This window comes from Nonomuraea deserti (assembly GCF_004348685.1).
Taxonomy (GTDB): domain Bacteria; phylum Actinomycetota; class Actinomycetes; order Streptosporangiales; family Streptosporangiaceae; genus Nonomuraea; species Nonomuraea deserti.
In genome coordinates this window covers 1-26,725 of the sequence record NZ_SMKO01000089.1, presented here as the reverse complement: position 1 = coordinate 26,725, position 26,725 = coordinate 1, and the positions used below count along the sequence as shown (strand labels likewise).

Genomic DNA, 26,725 nt, shown 5'->3' with positions numbered 1-26,725 from the left:
GGCCCGACGGGCCGCGGGCGGAGGGCACCCGCGGCCCAGGGGCGCTAGGAGGTGGGGCGGCGGCGGAGGCCGAGGAACCCGATCACCACGCCGGCCACGCCGACCACCAGACCCGCGCCGCCCAGCAGGCGGGCCGTCCCGTCGGACGACGACGCGGCCGCCACGGGGGCGACCGACGGCGTGGCGGCGGCCCCGGCCGTTGACCCGGTGGCGGACGCAGCGGCGGACGGAGCGGCGGAGGCCTCGTCGCCGGAGGCGGGCACGAGCTTGAGCAGCGGGGCGGGATGTTCGGCCTCGGTGCCGTCGGCCTTGGGGGCCTCGGACCAGTCGACGACCTCGCCCCCCGAGTAGGTCTGCTTCGTCGGGAACATCAGGGAGCCGGTGTCGGTGGGCAGCTGGCCCATGGACACCTCGAACTCCTGGAACTGGCCCGGCTCGATCTCGCCGCCCGACCAGACGACCTTGGTGACGGCCTCCTCCAGGTCGCCGTACTCGGTCTTGACCGGCGCGGGCAGCTTGCCCTCGGTGACCTTGACGTCCCACCCGGGCACGGGCTTGACCGACACGAAGGCCAGCGGGTGGTCGGTGGGGAAGGAGACCTCGATCTTGGTGGTCGAGGCGTCGTCGCGCTCGTTCGGCACCCGGAAGGCGACCTTGGTGAACGAGCCCTGCTCGGCGGTGCCGGGCTGGACGGTGACGTGGGCCAGCGCGGGCAGGGCGAGGCCGGCGGTGAGAGCGGTGGCGGCGGCGAGCACGGTCGCCGCACGGCGTGCGAAGGACATGCGGAATCTCCACTTGGGCGAAAGGTGATGGGGCATCAGAAGGTCAGGCGGGAAGTGGAGGACCACGCCTGGCCACGCAGTGCCGGAAGCCCGGCTGGAGCGGCACCACCCTGGTGCGGACGATCGGTGCGGCGGGCCGCGCGCAGGGCACGGCGGCCGGTGCGAGCAGCACGAGCCTGCGGCCGATGCGGCGCAGCAGCGACCAGATGGCGGCCTCGCCACGCGAGAGCCACAGGCCCGTGATCAGTGTCGCCGTCAGGTGCGTGAGCAGCATGCCGGTGCCGACGGCCAGGCCGCCCTGGGCGTGGCCGTGCACCGAGACGTAGGACGCGCCCTCGCCCGCGAACAGCTCGTGCAGCCCGAGTTGCGCGCCGACGAGCACGAGGTTGATCGTCGGGGCCGAGCGCTCCCTGCCGCACAGCGCCAGCCCCAGCGCGGACACGCCGGCGAGCCCGAGCGCGGCGGTCGACGGCGCGGGTGCCACGCCGCCGCCCAGCACGTGGGCCAGGGCGGCGAGGGTCACGCAGACGGCGGCGAAGGCGGCCGTCCGCGCGAGCCTGAGGGGAAGTCGCGCGCGCATGAGTGTGCCCCATGTTCTCACGGGGCAGGGGCATATGAGGCCCTGAGGTCGAAGCTGTGCAATGCCTGGGCTGAATATGGCTTTTGTCGCTAGGGTCGTGCCCACCACGTCGACATTGAGGTGAGAAACGTTGCGGCACTTAGCTGGATTGCTCATCGGGCTGGTGGTGACGGCGGCTGTGCTGGCCGGCGGGGGATGGGCCGTCCAGCAGGCGGCCGGGAGTTCCGTGGCGACCGCACCCGACAGCCAGACGTTGTGGATAGCGCTGGGCTCGATGGCCGCGGTCGGGCTGGTGGTCGGCCTCGTGGTGGCGGGCCGGGTCTCCCCGCTGGCGACGTTCCTGCCGTCGATGGTGCTGCTGGCCTGGACGGTCGTCTACGCGCTCGACGTGAACAGGGCGCTGTCGTTCATCCCGGCCGAGCCGTCGATGCACCAGCTCGTCAGGGAGGCCGGCGCCGGCGCCAGGACGCTGCTGACGACTGGGGTGTTCGCGCTCCTCGGCGTGGCCCTGTTCATCCCCGTGCTGATGCCGTCGCGCTGGTCGCGGCGGGACGACGACCTGGACGAGGAGTACGAGACCACGCCGGAGAGCAGCTACTACTAGGTGGCGCCGCTGCCGGTGTAGAGGCGGGCGACGACGTCCTCGATGCTGGACTGGTCGGGGGCCGTGGCCATCAGGTCGCCGAGCGTACCGTCGAACGCCAGGCTCCCATGGTCGATCAGCATGACCCGGCGGCACAGGCGCTCGATGTCACCGAGGTCGTGCGTGGTCAGCAGCACGGTCGTGCCGCGCTCGGCGTTGAGCCGCTTGAGGAAGTCGCGGATGCCGGCCTTGCTGACCACGTCGAGCCCGATCGTCGGCTCGTCGAGCACGAGCACGTCGGGCGCGTGCAGCAGCGCCGCCGCGAGGTCGCCGCGCATGCGCTGCCCGAGGCTGAGCTGGCGCACCGGCGTGCGGATGAACGCGCCGAGGTCGAGCGTGTCGGCCAGCTCGGCGAGCCTCGAACGGAACGCAGCGCGATCTACTTTGTAAAGGTGCCGGATCAGCTCGAAGCTGTCGGCCAGCGGCAGATCCCACCACAGCGTCGTACGCTGCCCGAACACCACACCGATCCGCCGGGCCAGAGTCGTGCGCTTGCGCGACGGATCCAGGCCCGCCACCCGCACGGTGCCCGAGGTAGGCGTGAGGATGCCGCACAACATCTTGATCGTGGTGGACTTGCCGGCGCCGTTGGGCCCGAGATAGCCGACGAACTCTCCCGGCGACACGGTGAACGACAGGTCGCGCACGGCGTGGACGAGGCTTCTCTGCACCTTGAACGAGCGCCCGGCCCGATCAAGCTCGATCATGGTCAACTCCCCGTGGATCGGTAGTGCCTGATGCCCTGCCGCCAGGCGAGCGCGGCCGCCAGGGCGAGGGCCAGCGCGGCGGCCGGCCCGAGGAAACGCATGAACTCGGGCGTGCCGAGGGGGTCGTCCCTGCCCAGCGCGTACAGGCCCGGCTGCCAGTTGACGAAGGCCAGCGGGAGCACGTAGGTCACGCTCCTGACCAGGTCGCGGGCATAGATGCTGAGTGGGTACTGGGTGAGCTGGTGGCCGCCGTAGGTGAAGGCGTTGACCAGCTCCGGCGCGTCCGTGAGCACGAACTGCACCGCGCCGGCCAGCGTCCAGAGCGCGCTGAAGATGACGATCCCGGTGATCACCATGACGGGGATCATCCAGGCGCGCCGCCAGTCGAGGTCGAGCGCGGCGACGGCGTAGCCGAGCACGAGCCCCGCCTGAAGGACGCGCCCGATCCTGTTGGCGTTGAAGCGGTCGGCGCAGAGCTGGAGCCACGCGCTCACCGGTCTGATGAGGAACGTGTCGAAGGTGCCGGCCTTGATGTGCTGGCTCACCCGGTCGATGTTGCTGACGAACATGTCGCAGACGGTGAAGGCGAGGCTGGCGGTGCCGTACAGGAAGAGGACCTCGTCGCGGGAGAAGCCGGCGAGTGTGGTGGTGTTGGCGAAGACGACCAGGATCACGGCGACGTCGAGCGCGGTCGTGGCGAAGCCGAGCACGATCATCAGCACGAAGGAGCCGGGGTAGGCGGCGGCGGCGCGGGTCCAGGTCCAGGCCAGCCGGGCATAGATGCTAACCACCCTGGATCACCACCTTGTGGCGGATCGCCCTGGTGCCGAGGGCGCCGAGCCCGAGCAGGACCGCCGCCCAGAAGGCCTGGAAGGCGAGCGTCTCCATGACGGGGGCCTTGCCGAGGTAGAGGTCGGTGGGCAACTGGACCATGGCGGCCCACGGCAGCGACCTGGCGACGTCGGCCAGCCAGCCGGGGAAGATGTGCAGGGGCACCATCATGCCGCTGAAGAACGTGGTGAGCACCATCGACAGGACGGCCACGCCGCGGTCGTCGACGAGCCAGCAGACCGACAGGGCGATGAGGTAGCGCCAGCCGAAGCTGACGACGATGGCGAGCGCGAAGCCGGTCAGGAACGCCACCCACCGGCCGGGGCCACCGGGGACGACGACGCCGAACACGACCGCGCCGACCAGCATGGGCGGGATGCCACGCGCCAGGAAGAGGTAGGCGGCCCTGCCGACGTCCTCGGCGAGGGTCCAGGCCTGGAGCGGGGCGGGGCGGACGAGGTCGAGCGCGATGTCGCCGCTGCGGATGCGTTCGGGTATGCCGAGGCCGCCACCGAACAGCTGCATCGGCGCGATGAACGCCTGGGTGACGAAGCAGTACGTGATGGCGTCGGTGATGTCGTAGCCGGCCAGGCCCGGGCGGGCCTGCCACAGCGCGATGAGGATGTAGGCGCGCAGGATGCCGAACACGCTGTTGGTGAAGGCGCCGGCGAGCGCGGCCGCGACGTAGGTGGCGTGTTTCCTGAAGCCGTACCGGACGAGCCGGGCATAGAGCGGTATGGTTTTGCACCTCCGGGGAGTGATGACACGGTGACCCACCGTGTCCGGACCCGTGCGCGGGTCTGCCGACGAGAAGCAGGAAATTATCCGTTGCGGCCCCGGCGGCTCGCAACGCGTTTTAGCGCTGCGGGGATCCAGATACTTACTGGCCGGTAGGAGCCGGCGAGAGGGGGAAGGGGACTTACTGGAGGACCGATATGCGGATCGACGGGGACGTAGTTCCTGAATACCCCCTGAGCTGGCAGGCCCGCGCGCTCACCGGTTTCATGCGCGGCACGTTGAAGCCCGCGTCCATCCTGTTGATGCGCCACCCGCTGGCGCTGGTCTGCGCGGCCAGGCTCGGGGACCTCGCGCGGCTCGTGCAGATGCCGTATCCCGAGCATGTCGCGATCGCGCCCGCGGTGCTCTCGTCGTGCGGCGGCGAGTGGGTGCGCGGCGGGGACGGTCTCGACGAGCGCAAGGTGGTGCTCTACTTCCACGGCGGCGGATACTTCTCGTGCTCGCCGGGCACGCACCGGCCGATCACCTGGCGGCTGTCGGCGGCGGCGGGGCGGCCGGTGCTGGCGCTCGACTACCGGCAGGGGCCCGTGCACACGCTGGCCGACTCGCTGGCGGACGCGGTGGGCGCCTACGACTGCCTGCTGCGGCGCGGCCACGAGGCCGAGGACATCGTGCTCGCGGGCGATTCGGCCGGCGGTCACCTGACGCTGGCGACTCTGCTCGCGCTGCGCGACCGGGGACTGCCGCTGCCCGCGGCGGCGATCTGCCTGTCGCCGTGGGCGGACCTGACCGACGCTCCGCGCCACGCGAACCGCTGGCAGGACCCCATGCTGCCGGCCGGCCGGGTGCGCTGGCTGGCCCGCAGGTGGACCGCCGGGCTGGATCCGCGGGATCCGCTGGTGTCGCCGGTGCACGGCGACTTCACGGCGCTGCCGCCCCTCATGATCGTGACGGGGTCGACGGAGGTGCTGCGCGACGAGGGCAGGCGCGTCGCCGAGCGGGCACGCCAGGCCGGGGTGCCGGTCAGATACGAGGAATGGGACCGCATGCCGCACGTCTTCCCGATCCTGGCGGACGTGCTGCCGGAGGCGCGGCTGGCATTCCGGCACATGGCGAAGTTCCTGGGGGCGGTGGCCGACCGGCCGGGTTCGCTAGGGGATCCGGCCGCGGCATGAGTTGTGTCGTGTCCCTTTTTCCGGCGATCGGCATGCGGCGGCAGATCGACACCGTGTAAGGTTAGGTATACCTAACCTGAATCAGGGGGCTGTGCGAATGGCTGAGAAGCCCACAGATCATCATAGAGGCGTCGTCCTGCGGACCGAGTGGATCTCGCGGCTTATGGTGCGCGTCGTGCTCGGGGGCGACGGGCTGTCCGAATTCGCCACCACAGGGCTCACCGACCACTACGTGAAGCTGGTCTTTCCGTACGAGGACGTCGACTATCCCGAGCCGTTCAGCGTGAAGACGTGCCGCGAGACCATGCCGCGCGAGCACTGGCCACGGCTGCGCACCTACACCGTGCGCGCCTGGGACCCTGACACGCGCGAGCTGACCCTCGACTTCGTCGTGCACGGCGACGAGGGGCTGGCCGGGCCGTGGGCCGCCGCGGCGAAGCCTGGGGACGTCCTGCTCATGCTCGGCCCCGGCGGCGGCTACGCACCCGACTCCGAGGCGGACTGGCACCTCCTCGTGGGCGACGAGAGCGCGCTGCCCGCGATCGCGGCCTCGCTCCAAGCGCTGCCTCAGGGGGCGCTCGCCCACGTCCTGGTGGAGGTGGACGGGCCCGGCGACGAGCAGAAGCTCGAATCCGCCGCCGACGCGCGGATCCTGTGGCTGTATCGCGGCGACCGTCCCGTGGGCCACGCGCTCGTGCAGGCGGTGCGGGAGCTGGAGTTCCCCGAGGGTGACGTGCACGCGTTCGTGCACGGGGAGGCGGGGTTCGTCAAGCAGCTCCGCCGGCACCTGCGGCTCGAGCGGGGCGTCCCGCTGGACCGGCTGTCCATTTCCGGTTACTGGCGCGCGGGGGTGGACGACGAGGGCTGGCGGGCGGTCAAGAAGGACTGGAACCGCCAGGTCGAGGCGGAAGAGGCGGCCGCGATCGCCTCCTGACCCCCGCCCTCGCAGGGGACGAAACGCCACTTACGTCACATGGCTTCCTCACCCCGGAGGAACGAACTCCTTACCTCTGATACCGCTTATGCAAGACATGCGGAAAGCCTGCCTGGATGCGGTCACAGTGTGCTGTGCCGTGTTCCAGACAGGAAGGGCGAAACCCGGATGGCGCGTGGTGCGAGCGACATGCCTGCCGGCGTGCGACCGCTTACGGTGGGCGACCCGGTCATCATCGGGCGATATCTGCTGCTGGGCCGCCTCGGCGCGGGCGGGATGGGAGTCGTCTATCTGGCCGAACACCCTCAGGGTGGCCTGGTGGCGCTCAAGACACCACATGCGGTGCACCTCAACGATGCCACGTTGCGCGCCCGCTTCGCCGAGGAAGTGGCCTTCTCGCGCAGACTGGTGCCGTTCTGCACGGCCGCCGTCGTCGAGCACGGCACCGACCAGGGCCGGCCCTACCTGGTCACCGAGTACATCCCGGGCCCCGCGCTCTCCCAGGTCGTCCAGGCGGAGGGGCCGCTGACGCCCGACCGCGCCTACGGCGTGGCGCTCGGCGTCGCCGCGGCGCTGGTCGCGGTCCACGAGGCCGGGCTCGTGCACCGGGACCTCAAGCCGGGCAACGTGCTGCTGTCCACGAGAGGGCCGCGGGTCATCGACTTCGGCATCGCCTGCGACGTCGACACGCTGTCCGCCCACACGCAGGCCGGGCAGGTCATGGGCAGTCCCGGGTGGGTGGCGCCGGAGCGGCTGGCGGGCAGCCTGACGGGCATGGCGGCGCTGCCGCCGTCCGACGTGTTCGCGTGGGGGTGCGTGGTGGCGTTCGCCGCCACGGGGCACCACCCGTTCGGAAGCGGGGAGGCGGATGTGCTGACCCGGCGCATCCTGTTCGAGCCGCCGCGGATCGAGGGCGTGCCCGCCCTGCTGCGGCCCGCCGCCGGGGCGGCGCTGGCCAAGGAGCCCGCCGACCGGCCACGGGCCGCCGACCTGCTGCGGGTGCTGCTCGCCGCCGGCGGCGTGGGCGATCCGTGGGATCTGCGCCAGGCGGTCGACGAGGTGCTGAGAGAGATCTGGACCCCCGTGCCGTACCCGCCAGGAGGGAGGCGGGTACGGCACGGGGGCACCGGGACAGGGTCCGGCGCGTGCGCCGCCGCCCCCGGGGAGGCGGGCTTGGAACGATCCCGCAGGCGCCGCAGGGCCAGGGCCGGAGCGAGCCTGTCGCACGCCAGCTTCGCCGCGCTGGCCACGGTCTCGATCGCGGCCATCACGGTGATCGCGGCGTCGGGGGCGGACGGCGCGCCCATCGGGGGCGGCTCGCTGCTGCCCGGGGACCCGCCGCCCGCCGTGCGCTCGGAGGGCAGCGCCGCGTCCACCACGCGCCCCGTCGCCACCCCGGCAGGGCGCGTGCCGCCCACCCGGACCGTGCCGGCGACGGCGCCCGCCACGCCCACGGTGTTCGTCACGCGCACCCGTACGAAGGAGGGCGTCCGCGGCCCCGCACCTCATCGGTGGGACACGTTCCGGCCGCCGGGAGGCCGCCCGTCCGGCGCCGCCAGGCCGGAGGAGCCCCGCGGGGACGGCCCCGGCGCGTGCGCGGACCCGGCCGGCAGGAGGCGCGGCACCATGGCCGGGCGCGACTGCCCGCGGCCGTCATCGTCGGTCACCACGATCCCCCAGGACGGGCCCGGCGAGTCGCCGGGTCCCTCCACGCCCGGGCGGGACACCCCGGCACCGACGCCCACCGGCACCTCATGAGGAAAGGCCGCGCCAGTGCTGGGGAGGACTGGCGCGGCCTTTCCTGTGAGACGCCGGGGAACCCTCGCATGCCCTGGAGGTGGCCGGCGCGTTCAGGCGCTCAGCGGGTGAACTGCTCCTCCTCCGTGGAGCCCTTGAGCGCGGTCGTCGAGGAGTCGGGGGCCACGGCCGTGCTGACCAGGTCGAAGTAGCCGGTGCCGACCTCGCGCTGGTGCCGGGTCGCGGTGTAGCCGCGCGCCTCGGCGGCGAACTCCGCCTCCTGCAGCTCCACGTACGCCGGCATGCCGTCGCCGGCGTACCCCTGGGCCAGGTCGAACATGGAGTAATTGAGGGAGTGGAACCCGGCGAGCGTGATGAACTGGAACTTGTACCCCATGTGCCCCAGCTCCCGCTGGAACTTGGCGATCGTGGAGTCGTCCAGGTGCTTCTTCCAGTTGAACGACGGCGAGCAGTTGTAGGCGAGCATCTGGTCCGGGTGCTCGGCCTTGATCGCCTCGGCGAACTCGCGGGCCACCTGCAGGTCGGGCGTGCCGGTCTCCATCCAGAGCAGATCGGAGTACGGCGCGTACGCCAGGCCGCGCGCGATGCACGCCTCCAGGCCGTTCCTGACCCGGTAGAAGCCCTCCGCGGTGCGCTCGCCGGTGGTGAACGCCTGGTCGCGCGGGTCCACGTCACTGGTCAGCAGCGTCGCGGCCTGGGCGTCGGTCCGCGCGATGATCAGTGAGGGGACGCCGCAGACGTCGGCGGCGAGGCGGGCGGCGTTGAGTGTCTTGATGTGCTGCCCGGTGGGGATCAGCACCTTGCCGCCGAGGTGGCCGCACTTCTTCTCGGAGGCGAGCTGGTCCTCCCAGTGCACGCCGGCGGCGCCGGCCGCGATCATGCCCTTCATCAGCTCGAAGGCGTTCAGCACGCCGCCGAACCCGGCCTCCGCGTCGGCCACGATCGGCGCCAGCCAGTGCGGGCTCTCGACACCCTCCGACCAGGTGATCTGGTCGGCCCGCAGCAGCGCGTTGTTGATGCGCCGCACGACGGCGGGCACGGAGTTGGCCGGGTACAGGCTCTGGTCCGGGTAGGTCTGGCCGCCCAGGTTCGCGTCGGCGGCGACCTGCCAGCCGGACAGGTAGATCGCCTTCAGGCCCGCTCTCACCTGCTGGACGGCCTGGTTGCCGGTCAGCGCGCCGAGGGAGGCGACATAGTCCTCGGTGTGCAGCAGGCCCCACAGCCGTTCGGCGCCGAGCCGGGCCAGCGTGTGCTCCTCCTGGACGCTGCCGCGTAGCCGTATCACGTCCTCGGCGCTGTAGGTGCGCTCGATGCCCGCCCATCGCGGGTCGTCGTCCCATTCGTCCTGCAGCTGCTCCGCAGCTCCCTTGAGGCGATCCGTCATGATCACTCCTTCGTCGTCCCCTGGGGCTTACGCCGAGTCTTCTGCCCCCGGCACCACGGTCGAAAGTCGGCGACGAGGACAAGATTCACGGAAATTTCCAGAATCTGCACTACTTACAAGTATTCTGGGGGGAAGAAATCCAGAGTTTTCCCTCACCTGGCGCCTTCGTTCTCGTTCGCGAACCTCGGTGCCGCGGCGGACACGAGCACGGCCACCACGCTCCCGTTCAGAGCCGGTGAGGGCAGCTGAAGATCACGTGGTGGCCGTGGTGGAGGTCACCTCCCGCCGCTGATGGCGATGCGCACCAGATTGCGGTCCTTGACTCCGTACAGGGCGCGGTGGGACGGGTCGAGGGCCAGCTTGGGCTCGCCGCCGAACCACTGGCCCGCCAGCCCGCTCACGATGGCCTTCGCGGTGAACGTCTCCAGGTCGATCTTGTACACCTTGTCGCCGTCGCCGCAGTACGCCACCCGGCCCATGACGAACAGGTCCCCACCCTTCGCCCCGACCTGGAGCGTGCGGGTGACCTTCCGGGCCCGCGGGTCGAACTCGAAGACCACGCCCGTGCTCGCCATGCCGTACACGTGCCTCGGGCCGAGCGCGAGCGCGGACATGTAGCGGGCGTCGGGGACGGGCTCGACCTGCCACAACAACTCGCGCGCCGACAGGTCGTAGGCGGCCAGGCGCGCGGTGGAGGTGACCGGCGGCAGGCCGAGGCCCTCCTGGGTGAGCGTGCCGAGATAGGCGATGCCGCGCCGGGTGACGACCGAGTAGACCGTCTGGCGCTCGACGGCGGGGCGCTGGGTGACGTACTCGCCGGTGCGCGGGGAGTAGAAGGACAGCGCGCCGTTCATGTGGCCGGGCTCGGGTTGGGTGGGCATCACGAGCACGCCGGTCCGGTCGTCGTAGGCGAGATCGCGCGGCCGGTCCTGCTGGTTGCCGGTGCGCGCCAGCAGTTCGGCCTCGGTGTCGCCGGCGCGGTGGGAGTAGAGCGCGGCCTGCGTGTAGACGCCGAGGTAGGTGGTGTCCCCGACGGTGAGCATGGTCTTCGGCTCGCCGGGGATGGACAGCCGGGTGACCTCGCCGGTGGCCAGGTCGTGGATGTCGGCGCCGCTCTTGCCGCCGACGTAGACACGCTCGCCGTCGGAGTGCACCGACATCGGCTCTTCCGGCGCCGCCCGGAAACCGCGCTGCACCAGGTTGCGGTAGTCCAGCGCGCCGGTCGCCGGGTCGTAGACGAACACCGCGTTGTCCTGCACGCCGTAGACGCGGCCCTCGTGGGCCAGGATGCGGTGGGTGGCGGCCTCGAAGTACGGCACGCCGAGGACCTCCAGCTCGCCGGTGTCCAGCCGGCAGCGGTAGAAGGTGCCGGTGGGCCGGCCCGCGAAGTAGACGTGGCCGTCGTGGATGAGGACCGAGACGATGTACTTCTCGCCCGGGGCCGTGGCCTTGACGACCCGGTGGTCGGACGGGTCGGCCTTGTTCAGGATGATCAGCTCGGCCAGCGAGTTCATGCCTCCGGCGATGTGGGTGTCGGAGACGTCCATGCTCGACACCCAGTCGCGGTCGGCCAGCTCGGGCGGCAGCAGGTCGCGCCGCTCGCCGGTGGCCCTGTCGATCGCGATGAGATGGGCGTTGGCGCCGACGCCGGCGTAGACGTGCGTGTCGTCGGCCTGGACGGCGCGCACGTACGCCTCGCCCGGCACGGCCTCGCCCAGGTCGCGGGTGGCGCCGGTGGCGGGGTCGTACTCCTTGACCTTGCCCGGCTCCGACGTGCCCAGGTAGACCTTGCCGTCGGGGGCGGCGGCGAGGGTCCAGATGAAGTGGTCGGGGAAGGAGGCGACCTTCGTGACCGTGCCGGCCACCGTGTCGAGCTTGTACAGGTCGGACTTGGCGTGGGTGCCGACGTAGACGTCGGTACCGACCTTGCACATCGCCCACACCCCGATGCCCGTGGGGATGTCGAAATGGGCGGTGACCGAATCCTCGGCCAGGTCGTAGGCGCCGACCACGTTGGGCGACAGCCCGCGCGATCCGGCGTAAAGCACGCCGCCGACGAACTCGGCGTTGCCGAGAGGGCTGGCGACGCTGGCGGGGCCCAGGTCGGTGAGCGTGCCTTCGGCGGGTGTGGCGGCGTGAGCGGCTGTGGCCGGCAGGCCGGCGGCGACCGTGGCGGCGGCGGCGACCTGCAGGAATCGACGGCGGGGGATCATGTGCGGCTCCCTGGTGCGGTTTCGCCGCACGCTATAACGGCCTGGGCCGTAATGTCTAGATCGCGAACGGGCCCCGCGCCACGACCCCGGGCCGACCCGGATCGACCCGGAGTCCGCCGCACCGGCCCGAAGACTGGGGTTGGTCCGAACCGGCCCGGCCTGGAAGGGCGGGACTGGGCCCGGGATCGATGGGCGAACCCGACCCGAGGCCGGCCTGGTGGACCGGGACCGATCCGGAAACTGGGACCGGGAGTCGGCCGGAATGGAGCCGTCCGGGCCCGATCGGGGGCGAACGGGATGGAGCCGTCCGGGCCCGATCGGGGGTCGGCCGGATGGAGCCGTCCGGGACCGATCTTGCGGCCGGGATGGACGCGGTCTGGTTGTGTGAGGGCCGGCGTGGGGTGTCCTCTGTTCGCCTGCGTGCGATCCGAAGGAGTGACGGCCTCCGCCGCGATTCGGCGGCGACCGTTATGCAGCACGCCCGGGGGAGCCGGGCAACCGCAATCGTCCGTCAGGTCCGCACCGAGACCAGGCCGGGCGGGTCATCGTGCCGTTGACGGGTGACGCTCGAAAAGTTACGGTCTGGACCAAAATAGAGCACAAATGAACGAGAGGTCCTGGGCATGCTCCGATCCCTGCTTGTCGTCGTGGCGGGCCTGTTACCCGCTCTCGTCTCACCCGCCGCCGCCTCGGCCGCTCCCTCACGGTGCGGTGGCGAGGCGGTCACCACGTACGGACCGGCCTCGGTGACCGGGGCCGTCGTCGGCGCCGCCGTCCACGAGGGCCACGCCTACGTCGTCACCCGCGGCCCCAAGCCGCCCGTGCTCGCCGAGATCGACCTGAGCACCCGGAAGGTGGTCAGAAGCGTGACGCTCCCCGACGGCCCGGCCGACGGCGAGCCCGAGGGAGGCTGGGCCGTCGCCGTGTCCGGCGGGAAGGTCTATGTCGGCACCTACCCCGTCCCCGACCTGTACGCCTTCGACATCGCCACAGGGAAGGTCACGCACCTGCACTCCTTCGGCGCGGTCGGCGGCTTCGTCTGGAGCCTGGCCGCGGCCCCCGACGGCACCCTGTACGCGGGCACCTCCCCCGACGGGCGCGTGTGGGAGTACGTCCCCGGTACCGGAGCGGTCCGCCGCTACGACGTGCCGGCTCAGGGCGAGCACTATGTGCGCGCGGTCGCGGCCGACGACCGCTACGTCTACGCGGGCCTGCTGGAGAAGCAGCTGCTCGTGCGGATCGACCGCGAGAGCGGCGCCGTCCGGCAGCTCGCGGCCGGCGGCGCCGCGATCGGCGTCGTCGCGCTCAACGGTGACCGGGTCCTGGCGGCCTCCGGCGGCGAGCTGATCGACGTCCGCAGGGACGGCACGGACCTGCGGCGGGTCACCGTCGAGTCCGGGCTCCTGGACGCGCTGACCACCGCCGCCGACGGCTCCGTCTACGCCGCCTCCCGCCCCGACGGCGCCGTCTACCGCTACCGGACCGGCGACACGGCGCTCACCAAGGTCATCGACCCGCCGTCCTACGGCGACGAGACCCGACTGCTCCACGTGACCGGCGATAACACGCTGCTGTCCGTCGCCGGCAGCGGCGGGCTGTGGTCGCTGGACGTGGGCACCGGCGCGGCCGAGTTCACCGACCTGATCGACGCGGGCCTGACGCCCGGCGCCGAGCGGACGCAGAGCATGCTGCTCGTCCCCGGCCACGCCGTGTACGTCGGCGGGCACTTCGCCATGGAGATCCGCGACCTGCGCACCGGCGGGCACCGCAGGATCCGGGTGCCGGGCGAGCCCAAGGCCATGGTCGGCAACGGGAACAAGGTCTACGCCGCCATGTACCCCACCGGCGAGATCATCTCCGTCGACGTGCGCACCGACGAGGTCCGCAGCCTCGGCTACCTCGGCCACGACCAGAAGCGGCCCTGGGACATCGAGTACGACCCCCGCTCCGGCAAGCTCCTGGTCGCGACCGCGTCGTTGTCGGCGAGCATCAGCGGTGCGCTGTCGGTGGTCGATCCCCATACCGGCGGGATGGACGTGTATCAGGGGATCATCCCGGGTCAGAGCCTCATGAGCCTGACGCTCGACGTCGAGCGGGGCGTGGTCTACCTGGCCGGCGACGTGTTCGGCACCAGCGCGCCGTCCGCCTCCATAGCCGCCTTCGACCTCGCCCGCCGCTCCGTCCTGTGGCAGGCCGAGCCGATGCCGGGCCACCGCACCTTCCAGGACGTCAAGCTGCACGGCGGGTTGCTGTACGCGTCGTACAAGCGCGACTCGGGAGCCTGGATCGCCCTGGACCCCGAGACCCGGCAGGTCGTCCGGCGGGGCAGGCTGTCCGGCTACGGCGAGCTGACCGTGCACCGGGGCCGCCTGTTCGCCTCGGTCTTCCGTGCCGGCGGCAACGCCTACGAGCTCGACGCCGAGCGCGGGGCCACGCTGCTGGCCACCGGGATGGGCGACGAGTGGCACACCAACCCGCAGCTCCACTTCGAGCCCGGGTCCTGGAACGCGTGGGCGATCGCGGGCCGCGACCTCGCGCGGATCCGGCTGGACCCGCGTTGCCCGCCCGTGACCGTCCCCGCTCCCGGGACCAAGGGTCCGGCCTGAACCGGAACGTGTCCTGGGGCGCCCGCTCGCGGTCGGCGCCGCGCCGACCGGCGACCTGCCGGTGGCGCGGCGCCACCCGGAGCCGGCAGGCGTGCGCGGACCGGCCGGCCGTGGGCTTGCGGAGGAAAGGCGAAGGCTAGAAAATGGCTCGTTTTTCTGCCTAAGATGCCGAGCATGGGGCCCTTGCTCGGTGAAGAACCGCTGTCTTTGACGCAGGAGCTGGATCTGATCGCCTTTGGCCAGCGACTCCGTCACCTGCGTAAACAGCGCGGCCTCACCCTGTCCGACCTGGGATCGCGCGTCGGCAGGGCGCCCAGCCAGCTGTCACTGCTGGAGAACGGCAAGCGCGAGCCCAAGCTGTCGCTGCTCAAGTCGCTGGCCTCCGCCCTCGGCGTGCCCGTCGAGGAGCTGCTGCGCCGCCAGCCGCCCAACCGCCGCGCCCAGCTGGAGATCGCGCTGGAGGAGGCCCAGCGCGACCCCATCTACGCGGGGCTCGGGCTGCCGCGGCTGAAGGTCTCCGCCCGCGTGCCGAACGACGTGCTCGAACACCTCCTCGGCCTGTACGGCGAGCTGCGCGCCCGGCAGGCCCGCGGCACCGCCACCCCGGAGGAGGCCAGGGTCGCCAACGCCGAGCTGCGCCGCCGGCAGCGGGAGGTGGGCAATTACTTCCCCGACATCGAGAAGGCCGCCGCCCAGGCGCTCGACGCCGTCGGCTACCGTACGGGCGCCCTGTCGCAGAGCATGATCCAGGGGCTGGTCACGCACTTCGGCTACACGGTGCACACCGCCCAGGACCTGCCGCGCTCCGTACGCTCCATCACCGATCTCCGCCACCGCCGCATCTACGTCAAACACGAGCAGCTCGGCATGCACACCCCGCGCACGATCCTGCTCCAGACGCTCGGCCACCTCGCGCTCGGCCACGACAAACCCCGCGACTTCGCCGACTTCCTGCGCCAGCGCACCGAGGCCAACTATTTCGCCGCCGCCGTGCTCGTCCCCGAGCGGGCCGCCGCGCCCTACCTCCAGGAGGCCAAGTCGCAGCGGGCGGTGTCGGTGGAGGACCTGCGCGACGTGTTCGCGGTGTCGTACGAGATGGCCGCCCACCGCTTCACCAACCTGGCCACCCACCACCTGGGCCTCGCCTGCCACTTCGTGCGCAACGACGCCGGAGGCATCATCTACAAGGCGTACGAGAACGACGGCATCGTCTTCCCCGCCGACGAGCAGGGGGCCATCGAGGGGCAGCGCATGTGCCTGCAGTGGTCGGGGCGGCAGGTGTTCGCCTCGCCCGACCGGTTCTCGGTGTTCTACCAGTATTCCGACTCGCCCACCGGGACCTATTTCTGTGTGGCCCACGTCGATCCGTCGCGCGAGCGGGACTTCGCCATCACGCTGGGGGTGCCGTACAAGGAGTCGCGCTGGTTCCGGGGGCGCGAAACCACCAACCGCACCCGTTCCGGCTGTCCCAACGGTGACTGCTGCCGCCGCCCGCCCGCCGGGCTGGCCGAACGGTGGGAGGGGTACGCCTGGCCGTCCGCCCGCGCCAACTCCCACGTCCTGGCCGCGCTGCCGCCCGGGTCGTTCCCCGGCGTGGACGAGGCGGACGTCTACACCTTCCTGGAACGCCACGCCACCACCCCCTAAGCTGAATCAGGGGGATACGGGGGGAGGGGTCGCATGCTGCCTGAGGTGCGTGGATGGTTGCGGCGCCGTACTTCGTGCGTCACGGACTGGCCGCTCGGCGATCTGGTGGCCGCCAAGGGGACGACCACGGTGAGCGTGGTGCTCCCGGCCCGCGACGAACGGGAGACCGTGGGGGAGATCGTCACGGTGATCCGGCGTGAGCTGGGCCGGCTCGTCGACGAGGTCGTGGTCATCGACTCGCGCTCCACCGACGACACGGCCGTGGTGGCCGCGCGGGCCGGGGCCACGGTGCACGCTCAGGACGAGATCCTGCCGCAGCTCAAGCCGCTCGACGGCAAGGGGGAGGCGCTCTGGAAGTCGCTGGCGGTCACCTCTGGGGATGTGCTGGTGTTCGCCGACGCCGACATCCGGAAATTTCATCCTTCACTGGTATTCGGGCTGCTCGGACCGCTTCTCACCGACCCGAGCGTGGTGTACACCAAGGCCTGTTATGACCGTCCGCTGAACGGCTCCTCGAACGGCGGCGGCCGCGTCACCGAGCTGGTCGCCCGCCCGCTGATCAACCTCCACTGGCCGAGGCTGGCCGGGTTCGTGCAGCCGCTGGCGGGCGAGTACGCCGGCCGGCGCTCCGCCCTGGAGCGGGTGCCGTTCCTGACCGGGTACGGCGTGGAGCTCGGGCTGCTGATCGACCTGCTCGAACTGGCAGGGCTGGACGCGTTCGCGCAGGTGGACCTGGGCTCGCGGGAGCACGCACCGCAGTCGACGGAGGCCCTGGGAGGGATGGCGTCCCAGATCATGCTGGCCGCCTGGTCACGGCTGGAACGCCAGGGCAAGATCGAGGCGTGCCATGTGCCGTCGCTCCGGCTGGCGCAGTTCCGCCGGGCGGCGGACGGGCACGACGTCCTGCTGACCGACATCGGCATCGCCGAACGCCCGCCGATGATCACGATGGCGGCCTGAGCCCACGGCCGGCGACCGGCTCCCCTCGCCCAGCGGGCGGCCGCTCGACGATCTCGGCGGGCGGCCGCGTCTCCGCCCGAGGAGTTCCAGGGCGTCCCTGATCCACGGTTCCTGATCGGCCTACCCGCCGGTAGGGTGTTACCGGCGGTAACTAGCAAGGGGTCCCGCATGAGCGCTTTCTGTCCCGAGCCCAGCGACGACGTGGCCGAGGTACGCGACTGGGTGCACGCCTTCGCCCGCGACGTGATCCGCCCGGCGGGCGCCGAATGGGACGAGCGTGAGGAAACCCCGTGGCCGGTCATCCAGGAGGCGGCCAAGATCGGGCTTTACTCGCTCGACTTCTTCGCCACCCAGTGGTTCGAGGAGAGCGGGCTGGCGCTGCCGGTGGCGTTCGAGGAGGTCTTCTGGGGCGACGCCGGCATCGGCCTGTCCATCGTCGGCACCGGGCTGGCGGCCGCGGCCCTGGCCGGCAACGGCACGCCCGAGCAGGTGGGGGAGTGGCTGCCGCAGATGTTCGGCTCGGCGAACGACGTCAAGCTGGGCGCCTTCTGCGCGTCGGAGCCGGACGCCGGGTCCGACGTCGGCGCCATCCGCACCCGCGCCGTGCCCGACGGCGACGACTGGGTGCTGGACGGCGTCAAGGCGTGGGTCACGAACGGCGGCATCGCCAACGTGCACGTGGTCGTCGCCTCGGTCGACCCGTCACTCGGCACCCGGGGCCAGGCCTCCTTCGTCGTCCCCCCGGGCACGCCCGGCCTGTCGATGGGCCAGAAGTTCCGCAAGCACGGGATCCGCGCCTCGCACACGGCCGAGGTCGTGCTCGACCGCGTCCGCGTACCGGGCTCGTGCCTGCTGGGCGGCAAGGAGAAGCTGGAGGCCCGGCTGAGCCGGGTGCGCAACGGGGAGCGGGCGGGGGAGCAGGCGGCGATGCGCACATTCGAGACCACCCGCCCGGCCGTCGCCGCGATGGCCGTGGGCATCGCGCGGGCGGCCTTCGAGTACGCCAGGGACTACGCCCGCGAGAGGGAGCAGTTCGGCCGCAGGATCGGGACGAACCAGGCGATCGCCTTCCTGCTGGCCGACATGGCGACCCGCGTCGACGTCGCCCGCATGCTGACCTGGCGGGCCGCCTGGATGGCCAGGAACGGCAGGCCCTTCGAGCAGGCGGAGGGCTCGATGTCGAAGCTGGTGGCCGGAGAGACGGCGGTATGGGTGACCGAGCAGGCCGTCCAGATCCTGGGCGGCGCCGGCTACACGCGCGACCATCCGGTCGAGCGCTTCCACCGCGACGCCAAGATCTTCACCATTTTCGAGGGCACGTCGGAGATCCAGCGGCTCATCATCGGCAGAGCGGTCACCGGGTTGCCGGTCCGCTGAGAACGTCCGCCGGCGGGCCTGAGCCCGCCGACGCGCACGCCCGGCCAGGTCGGGCCGGCCCGCCCGTCTGCACCACGACGACAAGGCCGCGTGGGTCGCGTACAACGAAGCCGGACACGATCATGCGCGTAGGCGCGCCGAGCAGATCAGCGAGCGGAGGCGCACCTGGACCAGGCCACGTCGGTGACGGAGACGTCGTACCTGATTCCATGGGTGCAACCGGGCGGAGACGGTCAGGGTGAGCGCGCCCGCACCAGCCGCGAGCGTGGCCGCGAATGGCCGGGTGGAACGACGCCCCGCCGCAGACCGTCAGGAAGCCGCACGCACCACCGATGAGTTCTGCTCCTCGCGGCGGTCCTAGCGTGCATGAGCGAACAAGCACCCAGCGCGACCACGAACCTCGACCGCTACGGAGACGCGGAGCTGCCGTGGAGCCGCGCCCGTGACGCGCTCGCCGCCGTGCCGAGCCCCGACGTCACGTACTTCCTCGGGACGTGCCGCCCGGACGGAACGCCGCATGCCGCGGGCGTCGGCGCGCAGTGGCTGGACGGCGACCTCTACTTCACCAGCAGCCCGGCCGCCCGCAAGGCTCGCGACCTGGTGGCCAACCCGCGCTGCACGATCTCCGTCCGGCTGCCCGGCATCGACCTCGTCCTCGACGGCAGCGCGGCCAGGGTGACAGATCCGCAGACGCTGGAGCAGGTCGCCGCCGGCTACCGCGCGGGCGGCTGGCCGGCGGAGGTGGACGGCGACGCGCTCACGGCGCCGTTCAGCGCGCCCAGCGCGGGGCCGCCGCCCTGGCAGGTGTACCGGTTCGCCTTCCACACGGTGGTCGGCGTCGCGACCAAGGAGCCGTACGGCGCGACCCGCTGGCGTTTCGAGCCTCAGCAGCCGTAGCGCCGGCGCCGCCGGCCACCGTGCCCGCGCGATCACGCGGCCGCCCACGATGATGACGGCGCGCACGATGATGTGGCGGGAGCGGGCGGCGCGTCACAACCACCCACTCCTGCGCAGCAACCGGTGGACGACGATCACGGCGACGACCATGACGCACAGGCTCAGCGGGTAGCCGAGCGACCAGTGCAGTTCGGGCATATGGTCGAAGTTCATGCCGTAGATCCCGGCGATCATGGTGGGGACGGCGATGACGGCCGCCCATGAGGAGATCTTGCGCATGTCGGCGTTCTGCTGCATGGCCACCTTGTTCTGGTCACGTCCCACCAGGGCCAGGTGGGCGCTTAAGGCGCTGGTGAGCAGTTCGTTGTGCTCGTCGACCCGGGAGTCCACGCGCAGCAGGTGGTCCAGGACGTCACGGAAGTGATCGCGGGTGCCGTCGCACAACGCCACCCGGCCTTTCACGATCTCCTCCAGCACGGGGACGAGCGGGTCCTGGGCGGTCCGGAACTCCAGGACCTCGCGCTTGAGTGAGTAGATGTCGGCGGTGACGTCGTCGCGCTCGCCGCTGAAGACGCGGCGCTCCAGCGCGATGAGGTCGAGTTCGACCTCGTGCGAGATCTCGGCGTAGGTGTCGACGACCTGGTCGCAGATCGCGTAGAGCACCCCGGCAGGGCCGGTCGACAGCAGGTCGGGATCGGATTCGACCCGCCGGCGCACCCCGCCCAGCGGGTTGGCCTGGCCGTGGCGGACGCTGATGACGAAGTCGTCACCCAGGAAGAGGTTGATCTCGCCGACCTCGATGTCGGAGGTCTCCTCGACGTACAGCAGCGGCTTCAGCACCACGAACAGGGTGTCGTCGTAGCGCTCGAGCTTGGGCCGCTGATGGGCGTGAATCGCGTCCTCCACCGCCAGCGGGTGCAGCCGCACCTCACTGGTGATCAGGTCGAACTCCTCCTGAGTGGGCTCGTGCAGGCCGATCCACAGGAAGCTGTCGCCTCTGACCCGGGCGGCGCTGAAGGCATCGCTGATGTCGCCGCTGACGGTCTCACGCACACCACCGCAGTAGATGGCCTTGTCCACAATCATGGTGAGATTGTCGCGCGGTCAGCGACTCGCGGCCCCTCGGCCGAGGGCGTCGAGGAGCGCGCGCTCGCGCTCGGCGCTGAGGCCCGCGCGTCGTTCGCGGTGGAGACCCTGCTCGCGTTCCCAGGCCAGCGTGTCGGACACCAGCTCGGCTCGGGGCCGATGGCGCAGTCCCGCCGCCTGCGCCGCGGCGCCGCTCCTCGCCGACCATCCTTCCCAGCCCGGCTCGACCAGCCACATCGGCAGCGACTCCGCCCCCATGTACTGGGTCACGCCGTGCTCGAGCAGCCAGGCCGACTCGGCGGTGACGACCGGGCCGGTGTGCCCGCCGGCGGTGCGGCACAGCTCGATCCACTCGCCGAACGGGACGACGGGGCCGACGGCGTTGTAGGTGCCGGTGGTGCCGCGCTCCGCCGCGTCGAGCAGCCAGGCGGCGAGGTCGCGTACGTCGATGACCTGCGTCGCACTGTCCGGCGTGGCCGGAACCAGCATCGGCCCGTGCGGGTCGCGCGCGGCACGGGCCACCCAGTAGCCGGAGCGCCCGCTGTGATCGCCGGGGCCGCCGATGAGACCGGCGCGGGCGATGAGGAGGCGGTCGCCCACGGCGGCCGCCGACGCCTGCTCGCAGGCGACCTTCGCCTCGCCGTAGAGCGCGTGGTCGGCCTCGGCGCGGTCGGTCGGCGCCAGGAGGGGCGCGGACTCGTCCATGCCCGGCTCGGCGTGGAAGGCGTAGGCGTTGCCGGAGGAGACATAGGCCCAGTGCCGGGCCCGGCCGCCCAGCGCGGCGAGCGCCTCGCGGACGAAGCCCGGCTGCCACGACACCTCGATGACCGCGTCCCAGTCGCGGCCGAGCAGCGGCGCGTACGCCGAAGGGTCGCGCCGGTCGGCGACCACCAGGGCCGCGCCGTCGGCCACCGGCCCGCTCTCGCCGCGCGCCAGGCACGTCACCCGGTGCCCGCGCTCGAGCGCCTGCCGGGACACCTCCCGGCCCACCCATGCTGTCCCGCCCAGAACCACGATGTCCATCCCGCCACCCAAGCATCGCGAAGGTCCGGGAGCCCAGGTGGGTTCACCGACAGCGGACCCGGTTCGCTGTCAGCGCACGGAGGCACGCCTAGTAGCCCGACGGGCGCACCAGCCCCGTCTCGTACGCGTAGACGGCCGCCTGGGTGCGGTCCCGCAGCCCGAGCTTGACCAGGATTCTGCTCACGTGGGTCTTGACGGTCTGCTCGGCGACGACCAGGCGCTCGGCGATCTCCGCGTTCGACAGGCCCTGGGCGATCAGCGACAGCACCTCGGTCTCGCGTTCCGTCAGATCGCCCACACGCTCCTTCAGCGGGGCACGCGGCGCGCCGCTCATCCGGGAGAACTCGGCGATCAGGCGTTTGGTGACGTTCGGCGCGAGCAGGGCGTCCCCGGCCGCCACCACCCGCACCGCGTGGGCCAGGTCGGCCGCCGACGCCTCCTTGAGCAGGAAGCCGGAGGCGCCCGCACGCAGCGCCTCGTAGACGTAGTCGTCGAGGTCGAAGGTGGTCAGGACCAGGACCCTCGTGGTCGCGTCCGGCTGCCCCGCGATGCGGCGGGTCGCCTCGATGCCGCCCAGCTCGGGCATGCGCACGTCCATGAGCACCACGTCGGGCTCCAGCTCGGCGACCTTCGCGACGGCGTCGAGGCCGTTCACGGCCTGGCCGACGACCTCGATGCCGGGCTCGGCGTCGAGCAGCACGGTGAAACCCTGACGGACCATCACCTGGTCGTCGGCTATGAGCACGCGGATGCTGGTCATGGGGCGGCCTCGATGCCTTTCTGCGGAGGTTCATCCGCGTCCTTCTCCGTGCCGACGGGCAGGAACACGCTGACCTCGTAGCCGCCGTCCGGCGTGGGCCCCGTGACGAGGTCGCCGCCCAGCATGGCCGCGCGCTCGCGCATCCCCAGCAGCCCGTGACCCGCCCCGGGCGATGACGGAACCGGCGCGCCGGGTGCGGCGTTGACGATCCGGAGGGTGAGGGCGTCGGGCTGGTAGGACAGCCGGACCGTCACCGGGGTGCCCGGCGCGTGCCGCATGGCGTTGCTGAGCGCCTCCTGCACGATCCTGAACGCCGACAGCTCCACCCCCGGCGACAGCGGGCGCGGCGTACCCGCGGTCTCGGTCGACAGGGCCACGCCCGCGCCGCGCACGTTCGCGAACAACTCGTCGAGCCGGTCGAGCGTGGGCTGCGGCGCGTCCCCGGGCGGGTCCTGCGCGCGCAGGACGCCGAGGACCCGGCGGAGCTCGGTCAGCGCCTCCACGGCGTTCTCGCGGATGCCCGCGAGGTTCTCCTTCAGCTCGTCGGGCGGGTTCGCCACCAGGTGCGGCGCGACCTGCGCCTGGATGGAGATCACCGACATGTGGTGCGCGACCACGTCGTGCAGCTCGCGCGCGATCCTGCTGCGCTCCTCCAGCAGCGTGCGGCGGGCTCGCTCCTCGGCCGTCAGCTCCTCCTGGGCCTCCAGACGGGTACGTGTCGTCCTGAGCGCCCGCACCCCCGCCCCGACCGCGACCGAGAGCGCGCCCGCCAGCAGGGCCGTCAGCACGTCGCCGGAACGGCTGCTCTCGGGCAGGAACACCACGCACCACACCATCGCCAGCGTGGTGATCACCAGCGCCTGGGCCGCGACGCGGGGGCGAACCCGCAGCGCCAGCAGGAACAGCACACCGGCCTGCAGGGCGACACCGGAGCCCGTCCACGGGAACGCCACCGCGTCGGCGTGCACGGGCCTTGGAACGCCCGTCCCGCCCGGGTCGACCATCCAGGGAAAGGTCAGGCTCTGCGGGAGGTAGGTCATTCCCGTACGCGCGCCGATGACCATGACGGCGATCGACGCCCACCAGGCGGGCAGCGGGCGGGACATCGCCAGCACGAGGACCGCCGCCTGGATCATGGCGAGCAGCGGAACCGTCGGGTCGACGCCCTCTCCTCCGGGGAACATGCCCATGACCAGCGCGTAGAGGATGACCAGGGCATGCGGGAGGCGGGACAGCCCGCGTGGACGCGACATGCGGGGAAGGGGATCGGCGCGGGTCGTCCACAGGTCCGCGCGTACGGCGTCGAGGGCTCCGCGCAGCCTGCCCACCTCGCCCACGTCCCCTCTGCCCTTGTGCCGCCCCCGGTCAGGATGATCCAGCATGCCGGGGCTCCGCAACCGGCTCGGCGGGCGACCGTACCCGCTCGTGACCGTGGAACGCCGCGCAGCACACCAGCAGCGCCACCGCGAACACCGGCAACCAGGCCACCCGGGCGAGCACCCAGTCCGGCCCGTCGGGGACGGTGTGCAGCCCCGTCCACGGCGTCGAGCCCGCGGCGAGCAGGGCGACCGAGGCGACCGCGATCATCGCGGTCTGGTGCCAGAGGAAGATCGTCATCGACGCCAGGTTCGCCAGCGCCACCGCGGCCCAGGCCGCGGGCCGGCGCAGCAGCCGCCGCAGCGGGCCGAGCAGCAGCAGGGCCGCGCCGCTCTGGGCGATCCCGAAGGTGACGGCGGCCAGCGAGGGCGGGTCGAGGTTGGACAGCGGCGCCCCCGGCACGCCGACCATGGTGGCGGGGTACCCGCCCCAGCCGACGAGCGCGACGGCGGCGGCCCCGCCGCCGAGCAGCAGCGCCCACCCGGTCGCGCGCCCCTGCAGGCGGCCACGGGCCCAGGCCGCCCCGATGCAGTACGGCACCAGCCACCCGGCCGCCACGTTGACCCACAGGAGCGAGCCGTCGCCGGGCCCGGCACCCACGAGCCCGCCCGGCAGGCCCTCCGCGAGGCCGCCGAACCTGACCAGGTCGACGCACGCGACCGCGGCGAACGGCCAGGCCGGGTGCAACCTCGACACCAGCGGGGTCGCCGCGGTCAGCGCCGCGAACACCAGCAGGAACCACATCGGCGACAGCACCAGCTTGACCAGCGCCTGTACGCTCTCCAGCCGCGCCCCGGCGGCCAGCATCACCAGGGCCGCCCCTGCCCACACCGCCGGCACGACCACCGCCGGCCGGAACAGCCGGGCCACCCGCCCGGCTAGCCACCGCGCGTACGGCACGCCCTCCGCCCGTGCACGGAGGTGGGAACGTGTCCCCACCAGCCCGCCCACCAAGAAGAAGACCGCCAGAGTCTGGAACACCCACGAGAGCGGCGCGAGTTGCGGCATGTGCCGCAGCGGGCTGGTGACCCGCACGGACCCGCTCTCCACGACCAGCGCGGTCACCAGCCAGTGCCCGGCCACCACGCCGAGGATGGCCAGGGCGCGCAGGGCGTCGAGGGCGCGGTCGCGGCCGGCCGGGGTCGCGGCGTCGATCCGCGCGGCGAGGTCACGCATCGGCGCCGGCCTGCCCGGACACGATCCGCGCGATGCTCGCCAGGGCAGTGGAAGCGGGTGCCAGGTAGTCGCTGTGCCCGCCGCCGCCCGCCGCGAAGATCCTGGCGCCGAACCGGGGCGAGACAGGGTCGGCGCCCAGCCCCACCGTGACGAACGGTAACGCGACCGACACATGCGGCAGGCCCGCGACCCAGTCTCCCGCCGTGCGCCCCGCCCACACCGTGGCAGGGGTACGCAGCGCGGCGGCGTCGGGCACGCCCGCGCCGGGGCTGCCGAACAGGACGATGCCGGCGACGTCCAGCCCCGGCGCGGCCAGGCCGCACACCACGGAGCCGTAGGAGTGACACAGGAGCGTGACCCGGGCGCCCGGCCTGGCCCCGCGCAGCTCCCGGACGAAGGCGCGCAGGCGGGGAGCGGCCTCGGCGGCGCGGTGGGGGGCCACCGCCTGGAGGCTCACGCTGCTCGGCGTGGCGTAGCCGAGCCAGGCGACCACCGCCGACCGGTCGCCGAGCGCGTCATGGAGGCGCAGCGAGCCGCCGCGCAGCATCCCGTACTTGTCGAGGTCGATGCCGGCGCCCGGGACCATCACGGCGATCCGCTCGGCGGAGGCCAGGCCGCCGAAGACCTCCACGGTCCGGCCGCCGTCCCGGCCGTCGAAGGACAGGAACCGCCGACCGGGATCGGCCATCTCCCGCAGCCTGGCGGCCCGCCACCGGTGGCCGTGCCGGGCCGCCGTCCGTTCTGCGGCCAGGATCTCCGCGCGGGCGGCCGCGTACCGCCCGGCGAGCCCGGACGGGGTCGCCGCGGCCAGCGGGGGTACGGGGGCGGGCGCGGGCGCCGGAACCGCCCCTGGGCGGGTCACGCCGCTGATCGGCCCCGCCACCGACGCGGTGAGGAGCGTGGTGAGCAGGACGCGGCGCAGGCTGCCTCGCCGGCGGGTCGCCATGGGCGGTGATCCTTCCGTGCCGGAGACGTACTCGGGCCTCGAAGGTATGGATCACCGCGGGTAGCCGGCGTCCCGCTGCGGGGTGCACCTCCGGCGTAGCTCTGACGTACTACGGGGTGCAGACGCCGCGCGTGTGACGGTCAGCGCGACGGTGACAGCAGCGGCTGCTCCTTGCTCGGGACGCTCTGGCGGGTGGTGCCGTCCGGAAGGGTCTCCTCGAACGCGAACGGGAGCCCGGCCGCGATGGACGGGTGCGCGCTGTCCATGAGCTGGAAGTGCAGATGCGGCTCGCTGGAGTTGCCCGAGTTGCCGCACTGCCCGATCAGCTGCCCGGCCTCCACCCGCTGGCCCTTGCGGACCTGGACCGAGCCGCGCTTGAGGTGGGCGAACGCGGCGTACACGCCGTCGCCGAGGGCGAGGATCACGTGGTTGCCGAGCACGCCGCTCGGGCCCGCCAGCTCGCGCGCGAAACCCTCGACCATGGCGTAGACCAGCGCGGGCCAGGAGTTGCGGCTCAGGTGGTCGCGCCAGAAGTCCCGGGCGCGTACGACGGTGCCGGCGGCCGGGGCGTAGATCGGGCTGCCGAAGCCGGGGAACGTCTCGGGGCGGCTCATCACCGGCGCTCGTACCACGGCCTTCCACTCGGTGTCCTCGTCCGGCCAGTTCACCAGGTCCACCGCGTACGTCTGGCCGTAGGCGTGCAGGCCGTGGCTGGGCACCTTGTCGGCCGGGCTGTTGACCGCGAGCCAGCGTCCCCGCACGGGGCTGGCGACCGGGATCGGCCGGCGTTCGACGGCGCCCGCAGGCAGGAAGACCGAGGCGAAGCCGGACAGGAACAGCACGAGGCCCACCACGCTGAGCCAGGAGACGTGGTGGACGAACTCGCCGATCGCCAGGAGCAAGCCGACGATGATCATCGGCATCCGGATCCGGGCGAGGATGACGGGGAACATGACGTCCTCTCGGTGGGGGTTCACGTCTGCGCCGCCGCGCGGGCGGTGGCATGTGATCTACCCACGTCGCGGGCACGCAGTCGTGCGCGCCTCGGCGCCCCCCGATGACGGAGGGCTGGTGGCGGGTGGCCTGATGACGCGACTGACGGCGCGACTGAGGGCGGGCCTGATG

23 protein-coding genes are annotated in these 26,725 nt (G+C 72.2%); 9 read left to right on the top strand and 14 right to left on the bottom strand.

The window, feature by feature from the left end; all coding sequences use genetic code 11:
* Positions 1 to 44: 44 nt before the first annotated feature.
* Both E1292_RS28040 and E1292_RS28035 read right to left on the bottom strand, forming a co-directional pair.
* Positions 45 to 782 carry a YcnI family copper-binding membrane protein gene (locus E1292_RS28040; RefSeq protein ID WP_132598216.1) on the bottom strand — a complete coding sequence of 246 codons (738 nt, stop codon included), beginning with the start codon at positions 780 to 782 and terminating at the stop codon, positions 45 to 47.
* Positions 783 to 825: 43 nt separating this feature from the next.
* Positions 826 to 1,362, bottom strand: coding sequence for an MFS transporter (locus tag E1292_RS28035; protein ID WP_132598214.1), 537 nt, complete (start codon positions 1,360 to 1,362; stop codon positions 826 to 828).
* Positions 1,363 to 1,492: 130 nt separating this feature from the next.
* Here E1292_RS28035 and E1292_RS28030 point away from each other — a divergent pair, with 130 nt between their 5' ends.
* Positions 1,493 to 1,966, top strand: coding sequence for a hypothetical protein (locus E1292_RS28030; RefSeq protein ID WP_246090379.1), 474 nt, complete (start codon positions 1,493 to 1,495; stop codon positions 1,964 to 1,966).
* Here E1292_RS28030 and E1292_RS28025 read toward each other — a convergent pair.
* From E1292_RS28025 to E1292_RS28015, 3 genes are read right to left on the bottom strand one after another with little or no spacing between them, the layout of a single operon-like run.
* On the bottom strand, positions 1,963 to 2,712 hold the full coding sequence (locus E1292_RS28025; protein WP_132598212.1) for an ABC transporter ATP-binding protein: 750 nt from the start codon (positions 2,710 to 2,712) through the stop codon (positions 1,963 to 1,965). The genes E1292_RS28030 and E1292_RS28025 overlap by 4 nt on opposite strands.
* Before the next feature lie 2 nt (positions 2,713 to 2,714).
* Positions 2,715 to 3,503 carry an ABC transporter permease gene (locus tag E1292_RS28020; protein ID WP_246090378.1) on the bottom strand — a complete coding sequence of 263 codons (789 nt, stop codon included), beginning with the start codon at positions 3,501 to 3,503 and terminating at the stop codon, positions 2,715 to 2,717.
* Positions 3,496 to 4,320, bottom strand: a complete 825-nt coding sequence (locus tag E1292_RS28015; RefSeq protein WP_246090377.1) for an ABC transporter permease — start codon at positions 4,318 to 4,320, stop codon at positions 3,496 to 3,498. Before E1292_RS28015 ends, E1292_RS28020 begins: the two co-directional genes overlap by 8 nt.
* 158 nt (positions 4,321 to 4,478) lie before the next feature.
* On the opposite strand from E1292_RS28015, the gene E1292_RS28010 reads away from it, so the two are divergent.
* From E1292_RS28010 to E1292_RS28000, 3 genes are all read left to right on the top strand, one after another.
* The gene (locus E1292_RS28010; protein ID WP_165974776.1) at positions 4,479 to 5,456 is read left to right on the top strand and encodes an alpha/beta hydrolase; all 978 of its coding nucleotides are present in this window, start codon (positions 4,479 to 4,481) and stop codon (positions 5,454 to 5,456) included.
* 97 nt (positions 5,457 to 5,553) lie between these two features.
* The gene (locus E1292_RS28005; protein ID WP_132598210.1) at positions 5,554 to 6,390 is read left to right on the top strand and encodes a siderophore-interacting protein; all 837 of its coding nucleotides are present in this window, start codon (positions 5,554 to 5,556) and stop codon (positions 6,388 to 6,390) included.
* A gap of 201 nt (positions 6,391 to 6,591) precedes the next feature.
* The gene (locus E1292_RS28000) at positions 6,592 to 8,148 is read left to right on the top strand and encodes a serine/threonine-protein kinase (protein ID WP_165974775.1); all 1,557 of its coding nucleotides are present in this window, start codon (positions 6,592 to 6,594) and stop codon (positions 8,146 to 8,148) included.
* Between the two features lie 100 nt (positions 8,149 to 8,248).
* Here E1292_RS28000 and aceA read toward each other — a convergent pair whose 3' ends face one another.
* Together aceA and E1292_RS27990 are read right to left on the bottom strand one after the other, a co-directional pair.
* The gene (gene aceA / locus E1292_RS27995; RefSeq protein WP_181958306.1) at positions 8,249 to 9,532 is read right to left on the bottom strand and encodes an isocitrate lyase; all 1,284 of its coding nucleotides are present in this window, start codon (positions 9,530 to 9,532) and stop codon (positions 8,249 to 8,251) included.
* Positions 9,533 to 9,807: 275 nt separating this feature from the next.
* On the bottom strand, positions 9,808 to 11,745 hold the full coding sequence (locus tag E1292_RS27990) for a ligand-binding sensor domain-containing protein (protein WP_132598204.1): 1,938 nt from the start codon (positions 11,743 to 11,745) through the stop codon (positions 9,808 to 9,810).
* Between the two features lie 623 nt (positions 11,746 to 12,368).
* On the opposite strand from E1292_RS27990, the gene E1292_RS27985 reads away from it, so the two are divergent.
* From E1292_RS27985 to E1292_RS27965, 5 genes are all read left to right on the top strand, one after another.
* Positions 12,369 to 14,351, top strand: coding sequence for a PQQ-binding-like beta-propeller repeat protein (locus tag E1292_RS27985; RefSeq protein ID WP_132598202.1), 1,983 nt, complete (start codon positions 12,369 to 12,371; stop codon positions 14,349 to 14,351).
* Between the two features lie 174 nt (positions 14,352 to 14,525).
* Positions 14,526 to 15,998 (top strand): helix-turn-helix domain-containing protein, encoded by a 1,473-nt coding sequence (locus tag E1292_RS27980; protein ID WP_439331910.1) that lies wholly within the window; start codon positions 14,526 to 14,528, stop codon positions 15,996 to 15,998.
* Positions 15,999 to 16,031: 33 nt separating this feature from the next.
* On the top strand, positions 16,032 to 16,958 hold the full coding sequence (locus E1292_RS27975) for a glucosyl-3-phosphoglycerate synthase (RefSeq protein ID WP_132598200.1): 927 nt from the start codon (positions 16,032 to 16,034) through the stop codon (positions 16,956 to 16,958).
* Positions 16,959 to 17,126: 168 nt separating this feature from the next.
* Positions 17,127 to 18,335, top strand: a complete 1,209-nt coding sequence (locus E1292_RS27970; protein ID WP_132598198.1) for an acyl-CoA dehydrogenase family protein — start codon at positions 17,127 to 17,129, stop codon at positions 18,333 to 18,335.
* A gap of 366 nt (positions 18,336 to 18,701) precedes the next feature.
* A complete protein-coding gene (locus E1292_RS27965; protein ID WP_132598196.1) occupies positions 18,702 to 19,232 on the top strand; it encodes a pyridoxamine 5'-phosphate oxidase family protein in 531 nt (176 codons plus the stop codon).
* A 93-nt stretch (positions 19,233 to 19,325) separates the two neighbouring features.
* On the opposite strand, the gene E1292_RS27960 is transcribed toward E1292_RS27965, so the two are convergent.
* The 7 genes from E1292_RS27960 to E1292_RS27930 form a co-directional block, all read right to left on the bottom strand.
* The gene (locus E1292_RS27960; protein WP_132598194.1) at positions 19,326 to 20,318 is read right to left on the bottom strand and encodes a magnesium and cobalt transport protein CorA; all 993 of its coding nucleotides are present in this window, start codon (positions 20,316 to 20,318) and stop codon (positions 19,326 to 19,328) included.
* 18 nt (positions 20,319 to 20,336) lie between these two features.
* Positions 20,337 to 21,341, bottom strand: a complete 1,005-nt coding sequence (locus E1292_RS27955; protein WP_132598192.1) for an NAD-dependent epimerase/dehydratase family protein — start codon at positions 21,339 to 21,341, stop codon at positions 20,337 to 20,339.
* Positions 21,342 to 21,429: 88 nt separating this feature from the next.
* Positions 21,430 to 22,101 carry a response regulator gene (locus tag E1292_RS27950; RefSeq protein ID WP_132598191.1) on the bottom strand — a complete coding sequence of 224 codons (672 nt, stop codon included), beginning with the start codon at positions 22,099 to 22,101 and terminating at the stop codon, positions 21,430 to 21,432.
* The gene (locus tag E1292_RS27945) at positions 22,098 to 23,483 is read right to left on the bottom strand and encodes a sensor histidine kinase (RefSeq protein ID WP_132598190.1); all 1,386 of its coding nucleotides are present in this window, start codon (positions 23,481 to 23,483) and stop codon (positions 22,098 to 22,100) included. The genes E1292_RS27950 and E1292_RS27945 overlap by 4 nt, the downstream gene beginning before the upstream one ends.
* Positions 23,467 to 24,654 carry an acyltransferase family protein gene (locus E1292_RS27940; RefSeq protein WP_132598189.1) on the bottom strand — a complete coding sequence of 396 codons (1,188 nt, stop codon included), beginning with the start codon at positions 24,652 to 24,654 and terminating at the stop codon, positions 23,467 to 23,469. Before E1292_RS27940 ends, E1292_RS27945 begins: the two co-directional genes overlap by 17 nt.
* Positions 24,647 to 25,600 carry an alpha/beta hydrolase gene (locus E1292_RS27935; protein ID WP_132598188.1) on the bottom strand — a complete coding sequence of 318 codons (954 nt, stop codon included), beginning with the start codon at positions 25,598 to 25,600 and terminating at the stop codon, positions 24,647 to 24,649. The genes E1292_RS27940 and E1292_RS27935 overlap by 8 nt, the downstream gene beginning before the upstream one ends.
* A 140-nt stretch (positions 25,601 to 25,740) precedes the next feature.
* Positions 25,741 to 26,577: a M23 family metallopeptidase gene (locus tag E1292_RS27930; protein ID WP_132598187.1), complete on the bottom strand. Its 837-nt coding sequence runs from the start codon at positions 26,575 to 26,577 to the stop codon at positions 25,741 to 25,743.
* Positions 26,578 to 26,725 lie beyond the last annotated feature (148 nt).

Excerpts from the sequence above, each read along its gene's own strand:
- E1292_RS28040 (WP_132598216.1), bottom strand. The coding sequence starts at position 782 with ATGTCCTTCGCACGCCGTGCGGCGACCGTGCTCGCCGCCGCCACCGCT.
- E1292_RS28035 (WP_132598214.1), bottom strand. The coding sequence starts at position 1,362 with ATGCGCGCGCGACTTCCCCTCAGGCTCGCGCGGACGGCCGCCTTCGCC.
- E1292_RS28025 (WP_132598212.1), bottom strand. The coding sequence starts at position 2,712 with ATGATCGAGCTTGATCGGGCCGGGCGCTCGTTCAAGGTGCAGAGAAGC.
- E1292_RS28010 (WP_165974776.1), top strand. The coding sequence starts at position 4,479 with ATGCGGATCGACGGGGACGTAGTTCCTGAATACCCCCTGAGCTGGCAG.
- E1292_RS28005 (WP_132598210.1), top strand. The coding sequence starts at position 5,554 with ATGGCTGAGAAGCCCACAGATCATCATAGAGGCGTCGTCCTGCGGACC.
- aceA (WP_181958306.1), bottom strand. The coding sequence starts at position 9,532 with ATGACGGATCGCCTCAAGGGAGCTGCGGAGCAGCTGCAGGACGAATGG.
- E1292_RS27990 (WP_132598204.1), bottom strand. The coding sequence starts at position 11,745 with ATGATCCCCCGCCGTCGATTCCTGCAGGTCGCCGCCGCCGCCACGGTC.
- E1292_RS27985 (WP_132598202.1), top strand. The coding sequence starts at position 12,369 with ATGCTCCGATCCCTGCTTGTCGTCGTGGCGGGCCTGTTACCCGCTCTC.
- E1292_RS27980 (WP_439331910.1), top strand. The coding sequence starts at position 14,526 with ATGGGGCCCTTGCTCGGTGAAGAACCGCTGTCTTTGACGCAGGAGCTG.
- E1292_RS27975 (WP_132598200.1), top strand. The coding sequence starts at position 16,032 with ATGCTGCCTGAGGTGCGTGGATGGTTGCGGCGCCGTACTTCGTGCGTC.
- E1292_RS27970 (WP_132598198.1), top strand. The coding sequence starts at position 17,127 with ATGAGCGCTTTCTGTCCCGAGCCCAGCGACGACGTGGCCGAGGTACGC.
- E1292_RS27965 (WP_132598196.1), top strand. The coding sequence starts at position 18,702 with ATGAGCGAACAAGCACCCAGCGCGACCACGAACCTCGACCGCTACGGA.
- E1292_RS27960 (WP_132598194.1), bottom strand. The coding sequence starts at position 20,318 with ATGATTGTGGACAAGGCCATCTACTGCGGTGGTGTGCGTGAGACCGTC.
- E1292_RS27955 (WP_132598192.1), bottom strand. The coding sequence starts at position 21,341 with ATGGACATCGTGGTTCTGGGCGGGACAGCATGGGTGGGCCGGGAGGTG.
- E1292_RS27950 (WP_132598191.1), bottom strand. The coding sequence starts at position 22,101 with ATGACCAGCATCCGCGTGCTCATAGCCGACGACCAGGTGATGGTCCGT.
- E1292_RS27945 (WP_132598190.1), bottom strand. The coding sequence starts at position 23,483 with ATGCTGGATCATCCTGACCGGGGGCGGCACAAGGGCAGAGGGGACGTG.
- E1292_RS27940 (WP_132598189.1), bottom strand. The coding sequence starts at position 24,654 with ATGCGTGACCTCGCCGCGCGGATCGACGCCGCGACCCCGGCCGGCCGC.
- E1292_RS27935 (WP_132598188.1), bottom strand. The coding sequence starts at position 25,600 with ATGGCGACCCGCCGGCGAGGCAGCCTGCGCCGCGTCCTGCTCACCACG.